Consider the following 13,493-nt stretch of genomic DNA (forward strand, 5'->3'; position numbering starts at 1 on the left):
GGCCTTCCTGCTTTAGGCGGTATTGTTACCTAGCCTAGCATTAGAAACAGCGCTCCCTGGGGCAAACCTCAGGGCCGCACCACGAGCAAGGAGAGATCCAGGGCCTTGGCCGAGTGAGTCAGGGCCCCCACACTGATGTAGTCAACGCCTGCCTCCGCCGCTTGCCGGGCGCGCTCTAGGTTCATGTTGCCGCTGGCTTCTAGGGGAACTTTCCCCCCCACCCGTTGAACGGCAGCCCGGATCTGCTCCAAGGGGAAGTTATCGAGAAGGATTAGATCGGCGCCTGCCGCCAAAGCCTCCTCCAGCTCCTGGAGGTTGCGCACCTCAACCTCGACCTTGAGGTGGTGGGGGGCACCTGCTTTGGCCCGCTGGACGGCTGCCAAGATGCCGCCGGCACCGCGAATGTGGTTTTCCTTAATCAAGATGCCGTCGAAGAGGCCAAAGCGGTGGTTTTTGCCGCCTCCTACCCGCACAGCATATTTCTCCAGAGCGCGCAGGCCGGGGGTGGTCTTGCGGGTGTCCAGGAGCTGGGTCGAGGTTCCCCGCAACGCCTCTACGTAGGTGCGGGTAAGGGTGGCAATGCCAGAAAGCCTTTGGAGAAGGTTCAGCGCTAGCCTTTCTGCTGCCAGAATCCCCCGCAGGGATCCCTTGAGCTGGAGCACTTCTTGGCCGACGGCCACCCTCTCCCCTTCCTCTGCCTTGGGAGCGAACTCCACCTGGGGATCCACCAGCCGGAAAACCCGCCTGGCAATCTCCAGACCCGCCAGGATCCCTGCCTCCTTAGCTAGGATCACCGCCTCGCCCTCTACTCCGGGGGGCAGCGTCAGCTCGCTGGTGAGATCGCCGTGGCCGAGATCTTCCTGTAGCCAGGCGCACAGGGTCTCCTCCGGGATGTAGAATGCTGACATCATCTTTTGCTTTGCTTATGGCCTCGACTGGATCGTCTCAACCCAATAGCGGCACCTTCAGCCGTCGTCAGTTGCTCAAAGCAGGAGCTGCTGCCCTTGGGGGAAGTCTGCTGGCGGCAGCGGCTGCTCGATCCTCCCCCACTCTCATCGTGGCTCAGAGATCCAAACTTGACCGGGTTTCCTATGCTACCAACTGGTATGCCCAGGCGGAGCATGGCGGCTTTTACCAGGCGGTGGCCACAGGCATCTATCGCGAATATGGGCTAGACGTCACCATCAAGATGGGCGGCCCTAGCGTCAACATTACCCAGATTTTGGCCGGCGGAGCTGCCGACTTTGCCATGGGGGGAAGCGCGGGAGTCATCAACGCCGTGCGGGAAGGGATCCCGCTCATCTGCGTGGCGGCTATTTTCCAAAAAGACCCCCAGGTTCTCCTCGCCCATCCTGGCACCCAGCGCTTGGAGGATCTCAAGGGCCGACCCATCTTCGTGGCCAAAGGGGCTTTTACTACCTACTGGCCCTTTCTGCGGGCCAAGTACGGCTTCACCGACGACCAGACCCGCCCCTACAACTTCAACCCCGGTCCCTTCTTGGCGGATCCCACCTCAGCGCAGCAGGGGTATCTCACCTCTGAGCCTTTTGCCATTGAAAAACAAGGAGGCTTTAAGCCGGTAATTTTTCTCCTAGCCGACTACGGCTACAACCCCTATGCCACAACCATCGAGACGCGGCGCCAACTGGTGGAAACCAAGCCAGACCTGGTGCAGCGATTTGTGGATGCCTCTATCAAGGGCTGGTACAGCTTTCTAGAGGATCCCCGCCCCGCCTATCGCCTCATCAAGCAGGATAACCCGGAGATGAGCGATGAGCAGTTGGCCTATAGCTTTGAGAAGTTGAAGGAGTACGGCATCATTTTGTCTGGCGACGCCCTAGAAAAGGGCATTGGCGCCATGACCCACGAACGTTGGCAAAGCTTCTTTGAGAACATGACAGTGGCGGGTGTCTTTGAGCCAACCATCAACTACCGAGCTGCCTACACCCTGGACTTTGTCAACAAAGGGCCTGATTATTACAAGAGCTAGGCCTACGCCCTGCAAAGCCTGACGACCCCCTTAGGGGCAGACAGCCCTCTATCAGAATCAGAATCCGCGCGCCCCTCTCTGGCCGGGGGGCAGGGATCCGAAATTCGTGCTGGATTCAGTTTGTCCAGGAACTTGGCCCACTAAGGGTTCTCGCCAGGTTGTCCCTCAAGGCTGCCTTTGTCACCTGTGCCGCTGGGGTCTTCCCTTGGCGAGGTTTCGCTCACCCCCGTCAGCCAAGCGGCACTACCAGAAAGCTACCCCTTGGGTAAAGGGGCAAGGGAGCTTTGGGTTGGGGTGCACGGATATTGCCTAGCCGTTGGAGGGAGGGCCTAGGATCCCTTGGCAAGCTCCCAAGAAAAGAAGGTAAGGCTGGCAGGGGGAGGGCTACCCCTTGGGGCAAGGGGACAGCCTCCTGAGGCTACGCTCCTTGCCGCGGCAGGAGGGCGGGTAGTTTACAATGGAAGACTGCCTGGCTGAGGCCAGGTTTGTCTCTTGTCGTTCCGTCTGTTGAGTGGTGAAAAGGAGAAGCAAGCCTTGCCAAAATTTGCCCTAAAAGCCCTGTGGCTGCAAAACGATTTGGCTATTGCAGTGGATCAAATAGTGGCCAAAAACCGCAGTCCCCTCACCCGCTACTTTTTTTGGCCGCGGGATGATGCTTGGGAACAGCTTAAGACTGAACTGGAAAGCAAAAGCTGGATTAGTGAGGAAGATCGCATCAACCTGCTCAACCAAGCCACCGAACTGATCAACTACTGGCAAAACGGTGGACGGGAGCGCCCCATTAGCGAAGCCCAAGCCCGGTTTCCTGACATCCTCATCAGCGACAGTTCGTAACAGCCCCCCTGTTTGTTCCCTTGCAGCAGGCCAAAGGCAGGCTTCTCCAGCCGAAAGTTACCTCCGAATCCAGGCCATCTTGCTGAGGCTGCCGCCTTTGGGCTAGATTAGCACTCGAGGTTTCAGAGTGCTAGCTCTTGACCTAGCCAAGGGAGGGGATCACTGGGAACCTCCCAGGATCCCGCTCGGCCCAGTGGCACTCAGAACAAGTGGCCTAGTTGCTAGTTGAGATAGCGAGGATCGGGGACGCTATGGCCAAGCAGATTTTGTTTAAGGAAGAGGCCCGCAAGGCACTGGAGGAGGGCATTAATCAAGTAGCAGACGCAGTCAAGGTTACAATTGGCCCTAAGGGGCGCAATGTGGTTCTAGAGAAGAAATTTGGTGCGCCTCAGATTGTCAACGATGGGGTAACAATTGCTAAAGAAATTGAGTTGGCCAATCCCTTGAAAAATGCCGGTGCCCAGTTGATGCGGGAAGTAGCCAACAAGACCAATGACGCGGCCGGAGATGGCACCAGTACAGCCACCATCTTGGCCCAGAGCATGGTGCAGGAAGGGCTAAAGCACGTTGCAGCAGGGGCTAACCCTGTAGCCCTGCGGCGCGGGATTGAAAAGACCACCGCCTACCTGGTGGAGAAGATTGCTGCCTCTGCCAAACGGGTGGAGGAGCGCAAGACCATTGCCGAGGTAGCCACTATCTCTGCTGGCAACGACAGCGAGATAGGCGAGATGATTGCCAAGGCTATGGATGCAGTGGGGCGAGAGGGGGTGATCACGGTCGAAGAATCCAAGTCGATGGAAACTCAGCTAGAAGTGGTGGAAGGAATGCAGTTCGACCGTGGCTACATTTCTCCCTACTTCGTCACCGATACAGAGCGGATGGTAGCCGAATACGAAAACGCCTATCTGCTCATTACCAGCAACAAACTCTCCAATGTGCAGGAGCTGGTGCCCCTGCTGGAGCGGCTGGCCCGGGAAGGGCGGCCTTTGCTGGTAATTGCCGAAGATGTAGAGGGAGATGCCTTGGCGACTCTGGTAGTCAACAAGCTGCGCGGGGTGTTGAATGCAGTGGCCGTGAAGGCCCCCTCCTTTGGGGATCGCCGTAAGGCCATGCTGGAGGACATTGCCATCCTCACCGGAGGCCGGCTCATCTCGGAGGAAATTGGCATCAAGATGGAGAATGTCACCCTGGACATGCTGGGGGTGGCCCGCAAGATTACAGTTACCCGCGACAAGACCACCATTGTTACCGATGGCAGTACCAAGGCGGCAGTGGAGAAGCGGGTAGCGCAACTCCGTAAGCAGCTGGAGACTACTGACTCGGAGTATGACCGTGAGAAGCTGCAGGAGCGGATTGCCAAGCTGGTTGGCGGGGTGGCGGTGATCAAGGTGGGGGCTGCCACGGAGACAGAGCTCAAGGACCGCAAGCTGCGGATTGAAGATGCCCTCAACGCCACACGAGCAGCCGTAGAGGAAGGGATTGTCCCAGGTGGGGGGGCGACGCTGCTCCACCTTTCCAAGGGGATCCCAGAGTTTAAAGCCAAGTTGAACGCCGAAGAGCAGGTGGGAGCAGACATTGTCTACCAGGCCGTGCGGGCGCCCCTCTATCAAATTGTCCACAACGCTGGGCTGGAGGGATCAATAGTGGTGGAAAGGGTTCTGGAGCAGGAGATGCCCTACGGCTTCGACGCCCTGACGGGTGAGTATGTGGACATGTTTGCCCGCGGGATTGTCGATCCGGCCAAGGTGGTGCGCTTTGCCTTGCAAAATGCGGCTTCCATCGCGGCCATGTACCTTACTACTGAGGCCGTGGTCGTCGAAAAGCCGGAACCTAAGCCAGCCAAAGCTCGCTCGAGCAAGCCTGGAATGATGTAAATCCCCTTGTCCAACTGGAGGCCCCTGCCCCTATTCAGGGGCTTTTTCTTGGGCGGAGCTCTCGGGCCGCAGCAGGGGAAAGGCGATGACATCGCGGATGCTGGGAGCATCGCACAGTAGCATCACCAGGCGGTCAATGCCTAGACCCAGACCGCCGGTGGGAGGAAGGCCATATTCCAAGGCGGTGAGGAAGTCTTCGTCGAGAAAGTGGGCTTCTTCGTTGCCGGCTGCCTTCAGGGCTGCTTGGGCCTCCAGCCGCTGCCGCTGATCCACCGGATCGGTGAGTTCCGAGTAGGCGTTAGCTGTCTCCCGCCCGACAATGAACAGCTCAAAGCGCTCGGCCAACCCTGCCTTGCTGCGGTGAGGCTTGGTGAGCGGACACACCTCAAGGGGATAGTCCAGAACAAAGGTGGGTTGGCGCAGGCGGCTTTCACAACAGTGCTCAAAGGCCTTGACCAGCAACTGGCCAGGAGAGTCCTGGGGGGAGAGGTTGGGGATCCCTTGGGCGGCCAAGGCAGGCAAGAGCTCTTCGGTGCTTCCCTTTTCCACATCGATGAAAATACCAGTGGCCTCTTCCACCAACTCCTGCATCGTCACCCGTCGCCAGGGAGGAGTGAGGTCGATGGCTTCCCCTTGGTAGGTAAGCTGCAGGGATCCCCGTACCGCCAGGGCGGCGTTGCAGACCAAGGTTTCGGTAAGTTCCATCATCGTGTGGTAGTCAGCGAAGGCTTGGTAGGCCTCCAGCGAGGTAAACTCCGGGTTGTGGCGGGTGGAGATACCCTCATTGCGAAAGACCCGCCCAATTTCGTAAACCCGCTCGATCCCGCCTACCACCAACCGCTTTAGGTGTAGCTCGGTAGCAATGCGGAGGTAGAGATCCAGATCTAGAGCGTTGTGGTGGGTAACAAAGGGCCGCGCCTCTGCCCCCCCAGGGATGACCTGCAGCACCGGCGTCTCAATTTCCACAAAACCTTGCTCTTCCAGCGTCTGCCGCAGGGAGCGGATGATCTTGGCCCGGTCGAGCAAGGTCTGCTTAACCTCAGGGTTAACAATGAGGTCGACGTAGCGCTGGCGGTAGCGTTTCTCCACATCCCGCAGGCCATGCCATTTGTCAGGCAGAGGCAAGAGGGCCTTAGTCAGGATCTGGTATTCGTCCACCCGCACCGATAGCTCCCCTTTTTTGGTGCGCTTGAGGCAGCCCTTAGCCCCCAACCAATCGCCCACGTCGATGAGCTTGTCTAGGTTCTTGAAGGCCCTCTCCCCCATGCGCTCTGTTAGCCGTTGCTCCTCCAGGTAAAGCTGGATGGTGCCGGAGCGATCCTGCAGGGTAAAGAAGGCCAGTTTGCCCATAACTCGCCGCGCCCGGATTCGCCCAGCCACTGCCACCTGGACGTCCTCCCGCTCTCCGCCAGGCTCCAGGTCCGCAAATTGCGCCTGCAACTCAGCAGCTAGGTGGGTAACAGGAAAAGAATAGGCATAGGGCAGGATCCCTTGTTCCTGCAGGTGGCGGGCTTTTTCCAGGCGGGCAGCCCGTTGAGCGGCTTCACTGCTGGTGGGAAGGGTGGACATAGCAGGAGAAAAGCTTATCTAACCAGAGTAACAAGAGAGGATCCCAGCCTTGTCCCCGCACGTTTTTAGGAACCTAGGGGCCTGGGCTTGAGGGCCTCCTTGGGAGGTTTATCCTTGGGCAAGGCTAGCCAAAAGGGACTGCAGCTGCTGGAGGTGAGCCCAGGCCCTGGAGCTCCCTTCTTGGCCGTGGCCAAGCTCCGCCTCCAATTGCTCCAGATGGCCTGCCAACTCCGCCCAGCGCTCTTGCTCGGCAGCAAGCGTAGCTGGCAGCTGGCTGAGGCGCCCCCAGGTTTCGGCCAGGGCCTGGGTCCGGGCTCGCAAGGCTTCCTCCTCTTGCTCTAGCTGTTGCCACTGCTGCTCCAGCTCCTGCTGTTGGCGGGCCAGTTGCTCCTGCTGAGCTGAGAGGGAAGTTTCCAGTTGGCGGACAAGCGTTTGCAGGCGGTTTTTTTCCTGGAGCAGCTCCTGCTTTTGCTTGGCAATCTCCGCTAGGAGGGGGCCAATATCCACTCGAACTGGAGCGGCAGCCTGATTCTGTAGCTGTCTGAGGCGAGCCTCGTAGCGGGCTAGCTCCTCGTATTCCCGCTGCAGGTTTTTTTCCTGGGGCAGCAGAGCTTCTTCCAGGGCGCTACAGGCAGACTGGGCGTAGTCGATATCCATTTCCAGCTCCAACCGCTCTTCAGGAGAGGCGGTAGCCAGCCGCGCTTGCAGCTCCTGCAAAGTTTTCCGGTGCTGCTCCAGCTCGGCCCGCTGTTGGCTGACCTGGGCTGCTCGCTGCTCGTAGTCCTGGCGCATTTGGCTAACCAAAGCTGCCAGCTCCTCCACCGAGATCGCCGCCTCCCCACCGCCGTTGCTGCTGCCGTCGACAATGAAGTCGTACTCCTGAAGCAAACGATAGGCTTTTTGCTGGAGGCTCTCCTGGGAGTGCAACTGCTGGAGGATCCGCTGCAGCTGCTCTTGATAAAGCTGCAGGGATCGCTGCTGGGCCTGCCAGCTGGCCTGGCTTTGCTCTAGGGAATGGCGGGATCCCCACCAGGCAGCGCGACGCTCCCGCCAGGCTCGGTAGTCCCGATCCAGCTCCTCCTGGCAAAGTTGGGCTTGTTGTCGTTCCTGCTCCAGTTGGGCCAGCTGGCGACGGCAGTGCTCCTGCTGCTGTTGGAGTTGGCCTTTTAAACTTTGCAGAGGGGCCAGGGACGCCGTAGAGCAACTTAGATGCTCCTGAACTTCTTGCAGCAAAGCCTGGAGCTGGGCTGCTTCGGCTTCCCCCAGGCGGCGGGAGCGAGCTTCCTGGAGCTGGGCTTCCAGCTCCTGCCGCTGCCGGTTGAGAGCTTCTCGCTGCTCTCCAATCCAGCGCTGTTGCTCAGCCAGATAGGCTTGCTGGCTGGCCAGCTCTTCTTTGAGACTGTCCAGGAGTTTGCGCTCCTCCGCAACAGCCTTGTATTGCTCGTACAGCCGCTGCACCTCTTCTTCTTGGGCAGCCAACTCCATCTCGCGGCGGGTGAGCTCTTGAGCTTGAAAGGTGAGGGACTTGCGCCAATTCTCGATCTCTTCCTCTTGGCGGCGAACTCTCAGCTGAAGTTGGCTAAAACTTTGCAGGTAGGTTACTAGCTGGCGGGCAGCTTCACTAATGCGAGTCACCTGACGGTTGCCGGCAACCTCCGCCAGCACCAGCACTCCGTCCTTGAAGCGCCCGGTTTCTTGAGCAATCCGGCCCTCCAGAGGGATGGGGTCCTCGTTGACCGCCACCCAGGTGTTGTCCTGCTGTTGCTTAGCTAGCGGTTGTAAAGACGACTTGCCAAACCCAATGGACTTGGATAGCTCTGCTAGGTACAGCACGCCTGAACCCCCTTAGCCATAAACAGTTTGGGGCGGCCGCTAATGGTAGGTCAACCCATCTCGGTTGCTGCCTGATCCCAACTCAACGATAGGGTAAAAAAAACGCCCTCGCCAGATGCTGCCTAGAGAAGTCTAGAGGAGCTATTCAAACTGACCGCCGAGCCCTAGACTAGGGTGAGGTGGGAGGTTCTTTTCAGGGGCAATATGGAGCTGCAAAGTGAGCTACTTGCTATTCGTCGGCGTTCCCCTGCTCCAGAAGTGGTGGTGGCCTCGCAAGTCTATCGGACAACAGCGCCGGAGGCTCAGCCGCGCCACATTTTGGAGGCAATCGTCTGGCACAAAGAACGGGAGGTGGAGCGCCAACGGGAGCAGCTTCCCCTCAAGGAGTTGCAACGGCAACTGGATCAGGCCCCACCGGTGCGGGATTTTGTAGCTGCCCTTACCCAATCCCCTCACCCCGTCTCTGTCATTGCTGAGGTGAAAAGGGCATCTCCTAGCCGCGGCCTCCTCCGGGATCCCTTTGATCCGGTGGCCATTGCCCGCAGCTACGAAGCGGGGGGGGCCAGTTGCCTATCCGTGCTCACCGATGAGCGGTTTTTTCAGGGCAGCGGCGAGCACCTGCACCAGATCCGCAAGACAACAGGGATCCCCATCCTTTGCAAGGAGTTTATCCTCTACCCTTACCAAATTCTCTGGGCCCGCAGCCTAGGAGCGGACGCGGTGCTGCTGATTGCCGCCATTCTCTCGGATGCGGACTTGGGCTATTTTCTCAAGCTCATTCAGCAATTGGGTATGGCGGCCTTGCTGGAGGTGCACACCGCTCGGGAACTGGAGCGGGTTTTGGCCTTGCCACAACTGCCACAAGCTAAGGGGAAGGTGTTAATTGGAATCAACAATCGCGACTTGAGAACCTTTGCAGTGGACTTAAATACAACACGCAACCTCCTAGCCCTCTACCGGGAGCGCCTGGGCGATCTGCCTGTGGTCAGCGAGTCCGGCATCCACACCTCTAGGGATCTGCAGCAATTGCAAGCCTGGGGGGTGCGCGCTGTGCTGGTGGGGGAAGCGCTGGTCACGCAGCCGGATCCCGGTCAAGCTTTGCGCTCCCTGTTGTCGTCTTCGTAAACTCTTAGGAAACCTCTAAGGACGGGTCCCCTCTTAAATTGCTGAAATTGATGAAACGGATTCCGGTGCCAGCCCACATCCACTACGAATTTCTGCTGCGAGTTCTGGAGCGGCAGACGTTTCCGGCAGTCGAGGAACAGGATTTTGGCAACCGCGGCCGCGCGCAAGAGCTAATCACCTCTTTGCGCAAGGCCCTCACCCAACAGTTGCAACTGGAAGAAGAGTGGCGCCAGCGAGGCTACCAGGTGGACTACCGCTGGAACCTAGACGAGCCTCCTCCCTCTCCCTAATCTTCCGCTTGCTGGAAGATGGGGCTTTGGCTACACTAGACAAGATGGGTCCAGGAGGACCTCCCGCGATGGTGGTTGTTTTGACGGTACCGGGGCTGGCCTGCTCAGCTTGCGTGGATACTGTTACCCAGGCGGTGCGGCAACGGGACCCCCAGGCGCAGGTGGAAGCGGATCCCAAGACCAAGCAGGTGCGGATTATTTCTGAGCAGATAGACACTGACTGGCGGCAGGTGCTTGCTCAAGTGGGCTATCCACCTGCCTAGGCAGGAACTCCAGTGGGAGCTTTCCCCTGGCTGGAGGGAGGTTCTTTCCCTCGCCTTTTTAACTTTGACTCTAAAAGTGGCCGTGTCAGATCCCACTTCCTCCGCCTCGAGCCCTGGTCTGCCCGGTTGTCCAGAGGTTACCGCAGTTCCTGGGGGCGCGCCATCGGCACAGGCCACCTGGCGCCTGGCCATCCACGGGATGAGCTGTGCCTCCTGTGCTGCCGGTATTGAACGGGCCCTGAGCCAGGTACCAGGTGTAACAGCGCAAACGGTAAGCTTTGCTAGCGAACAGGCTATCGTCCAAGGGGATCCTCGGCGGGTCAATCCTCAGGCCCTGCTCCAAGCAGTGGAGCTGGCAGGGTACCGAGCCCACCTCCTCCAGGACGATTGGCCACTGGCAGAGCCCGCCGATGCCGAGCGAATTGCCCAGCGGGCGGCAGAGCGGGAATTGAAGCAGAAGGTGGCCCTAGGGGTAGGGATCAGCACAGTGCTGCTGATTGGCTCACTGCCAATGATGCTGGGGAGGGAAATTCCAGGCCTACCCTCGTGGCTGCAGGATCCCAAGTTGCAGTTGCTGCTGACGCTGCCGGTGCAGTTCTGGGTGGGCCAGCCGTTTTACCGCGGCGCCTGGGCGGCTTGGCGGCGGCGAACGGCCGATATGAACACCCTAGTGGCCTTGGGAACAAGCGCTGCTTTCTTCTATTCCCTTTTTGCCACCGTCTTTCCCGACTTCTTCCACCGCCAGGGCCTGCACCCCGATGTGTATTACGAGGTAGCAGCGGTGGTCGTCACCCTGGTACTGTCGGGCAAGTGGATGGAGCAGCGGGCCAAAGCCCAAACCTCCGAGGCCATCCGCAAGCTAATGGGGCTGCAGCCGAAAACGGCAAGGGTCATCCGCGAGGGGGTGGAGCAGGAGATCCCAATTGCAGCAGTGCAGGTGGGGGATTGGATCCGAGTGCGCCCCGGTGAGCAGGTGCCGGTGGATGGGGTCATTCTAGAGGGATCCTCCAGTCTGGACGAGTCGATGGTGACCGGCGAGAGCCTGCCGGTAAGCAAATCGGTAGGGGATGAGGTCATTGGGGCCACCCTCAACCAGACAGGCAGCTTTGTGATGGAAGCGCGGCGGGTGGGCAAAGATACGCTTCTGGCCCAGATTGTGCGCCTAGTGCAGGAAGCTCAAGGATCCAAGGCTCCCATTCAGCAGGTGGCAGATCGGGTTACCTCGTGGTTTGTGCCGGCGGTGATTGGAGTGGCAGCAGTGACGTTTGGGCTCTGGTGGGGGCTGGCGGGCAACCCGACGCTCGCTTTGATGAATACCGTCGGGGTGCTGGTCATGGCCTGCCCCTGTGCCCTGGGCTTGGCCACCCCTACCTCGATCCAGGTGGCAACAGGGCGAGGAGCAGAGCTGGGGATCCTGGTGAAGCGGGCCGAGAGCTTAGAGCTACTGGCCCATCAGCTGGCCACGGTGGTCTTCGACAAAACCGGCACTCTCACCGCCGGCTGTCCCGCTGTTACGGATATCTGGACTCCCACCTCTTCTCCTCTGGCGCTGTTGCGTCTAGCGGCTGCGGCGGAACAGTACTCCGAGCATCCTCTAGGCCGGGCAGTGGTGCAAAAAGCCAAAGCCGAAGGGATCGCGCTCCCGCCGGCCCAGTCCTTCCAGGTCAGGGTAGGCGAGGGGGTAGAGGCCTGGGTGGAGGGCCAGCAGGTGCGTGTTGGTCGCCTGAGCTGGCTACAGCAGATGGGGATCCCCTGCCCTCCTGCTAGCGGGGAACAGGCCCAGGCTTGGGAGAGCGAGGGCAAAACGGCCATTGGCGTGGCCCAAGGGGGGAGTCTTCTGGGACTGCTGGCCATTGCCGATCCGCTAAAGCCCACCTCCGCTGCAGCGGTGCAACAGCTGCAACAAATGGGGCTGGAGGTGGTTATGCTAACTGGCGACAACTCCACCACTGCCCAAGCCATTGCCCGCCAAGTCGGAATCCGGCGGGTAATCGCCCAGGTCCGTCCTGAGCAAAAGGCAGCCTTGATTCGCCAGCTAAGGCGGCCTCAGCGGCGGGTGGCGATGGTGGGGGATGGCATTAACGATGCGCCGGCCTTGGCTGAGGCCGATGTGGGGATCGCCATTGGAACAGGCACAGACGTGGCCATGGCCACCAGTGACATTACCCTGGTATCTGGCGATTTGCGGGGTGTGGTTGCTGCCATCCAACTTAGCCGGGCCACCCTCGCCAACATTCGCCAAAACCTCTTCTTTGCCTTTATCTACAACATCCTGGGGATCCCTATTGCCGCTGGAGCGCTCTATCCCTTCACTGGCTGGCTGCTCAATCCCATGCTGGCAGGGGCAGCCATGGCCCTTAGTTCCGTCTCGGTGGTGGCCAATGCCCTGCGCCTAAGGCATTTTCGGCCCTCACCCCCAGCCTCTCTTCCTCTGGGACAGGGGAGTTAGGGATCAAGGCAAGGGGCTGGAGTTATCTTCTCGGAGGCGGCCATCCCCCCAGGGGGGCTTGGTGAACGCCAGGCAGCAAGCTAACCTAAAAAGCCCAGGCAGATTGGGGACAGCGCGGTGCTACTCCGGAGCCCCCACCTGCCATTGTTCTGTACCCCTTGCGATTGATAAAACGGAGCTTTTTGTGTCGAGTACCCTTAGGTTTTCCCCCTCCCTTGCCGTTGGGCAGTCTTCTCCTGCCCCTTTGCCCTTGCTGCTCATTGGCCATGGCTCCCGGGATCCGGAGGGGCGGCAAGCCTTTCTGGAGCTGGCCCAGGCTTACCAAGCCCGCACCCCCCAACGGCCAGTGATCCCCTGCTTTCTGGAGCTGACCCAGCCAACCATTGCCCAAGGGGTGGAGCAGTGTTTGGCCCAAGGGTGGCAGGAAATCGTAGCCCTACCGCTGCTGCTGTTTGGGGCGCGCCACGACAAGTTTGACGTGACCACCGAGCTGGATCGCCTCCAGGCTCTCTACCCCCAGTTGCGCATTCACTACGGCGGGCCGCTGGGGATCCGCGTCGAGATCCTCCAGCTGCTGCGAGAGCGATTGGCCGCTTTGCTGGCCGCCCAGCCCCGGCGGATCCCAGCAATTGAGACGGTGCTGCTGTTTGTTGGCCGCGGCTCCAGCGATCCCGAAGCCAACGCTGAAGCGTGTAAGCTGGCTCGGCTCCTTTGGGAAGGGTCCGGGTTTGCTGCTGTGGAGACCTGCTTTATCGGCATTACCCATCCCCGCCTGCCGGTGGGGTTGCAACGAGCCCTCTCCTGGCAGCCGCGCCGGGTCATTGTGTTGCCTTATTTCCTCTTTACGGGGGTACTGGTAAAAAAAATTGAGGCGGCTGTGCAAGAGCAGCGGCGCTGCCACCCCGAGATTGACTGGCTGATGCTGCCGGAATTGGGCCTTGGGGAGGCAGTGCTGCACAGCCTGCAGCAACTGGAGCAGGAAGCTCTCCAGGGCCAAACCCAGGTGAACTGCCACCTCTGCAAGTTTCGCCTGGCGGTGAGTGCAAAGCTGGGAGTGGGGCATACCCACCACCATCCCCATGACCACCACTCTCATGGGCAGGGATCCCATCACCACCCCCCTCACCTAGAGCACAGCCATACCCACGCAGGGGCTGCGGATCCCTGGGCCACCTTGGAGGACTACCACCAACGAGCTTGGCAGGTGCCCTAGGAGGGGGGCAGGATAAACTGGGGGTGGCAGGCGTCTTCTCGATCCCCTGTGGA

The 13,493-nt window shown here is 59.9% G+C and carries 11 protein-coding genes; 8 read left to right on the top strand and 3 right to left on the bottom strand.

Annotation, left to right across the window (positions count from 1 at the left end; all coding sequences use genetic code 11):
* Positions 1 to 68 precede the first annotated feature (68 nt).
* On the bottom strand, positions 69 to 911 hold the full coding sequence (nadC, locus tag NW830_RS06525) for a carboxylating nicotinate-nucleotide diphosphorylase (protein WP_414362234.1): 843 nt from the start codon (positions 909 to 911) through the stop codon (positions 69 to 71).
* Here nadC and NW830_RS06530 point away from each other — a divergent pair.
* The 3 genes from NW830_RS06530 to groL all read left to right on the top strand — a co-directional run bounded on the left by NW830_RS06530 (position 899) and on the right by groL (position 4,698).
* On the top strand, positions 899 to 1,990 hold the full coding sequence (locus NW830_RS06530) for an ABC transporter substrate-binding protein (RefSeq protein ID WP_414404623.1): 1,092 nt from the start codon (positions 899 to 901) through the stop codon (positions 1,988 to 1,990). The two genes, nadC and NW830_RS06530, sit on opposite strands and share 13 nt — an antisense overlap.
* A 504-nt stretch (positions 1,991 to 2,494) precedes the next feature.
* Entirely contained in the window at positions 2,495 to 2,824 is a 330-nt protein-coding gene (locus tag NW830_RS06535) for a 30S ribosomal protein PSRP-3 (protein ID WP_414362302.1), read from the top strand.
* Positions 2,825 to 3,075: 251 nt separating this feature from the next.
* On the top strand, positions 3,076 to 4,698 hold the full coding sequence (groL, locus tag NW830_RS06540; RefSeq protein WP_414362230.1) for a chaperonin GroEL: 1,623 nt from the start codon (positions 3,076 to 3,078) through the stop codon (positions 4,696 to 4,698).
* Positions 4,699 to 4,728: 30 nt separating this feature from the next.
* Here groL and lysS read toward each other — a convergent pair whose 3' ends face one another.
* Together lysS and hmpF are read right to left on the bottom strand one after the other, a co-directional pair.
* Positions 4,729 to 6,267, bottom strand: coding sequence for a lysine--tRNA ligase (gene lysS / locus NW830_RS06545; protein WP_414362228.1), 1,539 nt, complete (start codon positions 6,265 to 6,267; stop codon positions 4,729 to 4,731).
* 108 nt (positions 6,268 to 6,375) lie between these two features.
* Positions 6,376 to 8,100: a pilus motility taxis protein HmpF gene (gene hmpF, locus NW830_RS06550; protein WP_414362226.1), complete on the bottom strand. Its 1,725-nt coding sequence runs from the start codon at positions 8,098 to 8,100 to the stop codon at positions 6,376 to 6,378.
* Between the two features lie 204 nt (positions 8,101 to 8,304).
* Between hmpF and trpC the strand changes: the two genes are divergently transcribed.
* The 5 genes from trpC (at position 8,305) to NW830_RS06575 (ending at position 13,440) form a co-directional block, all read left to right on the top strand.
* On the top strand, positions 8,305 to 9,225 hold the full coding sequence (gene trpC, locus NW830_RS06555) for an indole-3-glycerol phosphate synthase TrpC (RefSeq protein ID WP_414362225.1): 921 nt from the start codon (positions 8,305 to 8,307) through the stop codon (positions 9,223 to 9,225).
* Positions 9,226 to 9,275: 50 nt separating this feature from the next.
* Complete coding sequence (locus tag NW830_RS06560; RefSeq protein ID WP_414362223.1) at positions 9,276 to 9,515, top strand: DUF5340 domain-containing protein; 240 nt, start codon at positions 9,276 to 9,278, stop codon at positions 9,513 to 9,515.
* Between the two features lie 68 nt (positions 9,516 to 9,583).
* Positions 9,584 to 9,778 (top strand): heavy-metal-associated domain-containing protein, encoded by a 195-nt coding sequence (locus tag NW830_RS06565; protein ID WP_414362221.1) that lies wholly within the window; start codon positions 9,584 to 9,586, stop codon positions 9,776 to 9,778.
* A 184-nt stretch (positions 9,779 to 9,962) separates the two neighbouring features.
* Entirely contained in the window at positions 9,963 to 12,227 is a 2,265-nt protein-coding gene (locus tag NW830_RS06570; RefSeq protein ID WP_414404627.1) for a heavy metal translocating P-type ATPase, read from the top strand.
* A 184-nt stretch (positions 12,228 to 12,411) separates the two neighbouring features.
* Positions 12,412 to 13,440: a sirohydrochlorin chelatase gene (locus NW830_RS06575; RefSeq protein WP_414362219.1), complete on the top strand. Its 1,029-nt coding sequence runs from the start codon at positions 12,412 to 12,414 to the stop codon at positions 13,438 to 13,440.
* Positions 13,441 to 13,493 lie beyond the last annotated feature (53 nt).

The organism is Synechococcus sp. OH30, assembly GCF_047462175.1.
Taxonomy (GTDB): Bacteria; Cyanobacteriota; Cyanobacteriia; order Thermostichales; family Thermostichaceae; genus Thermostichus.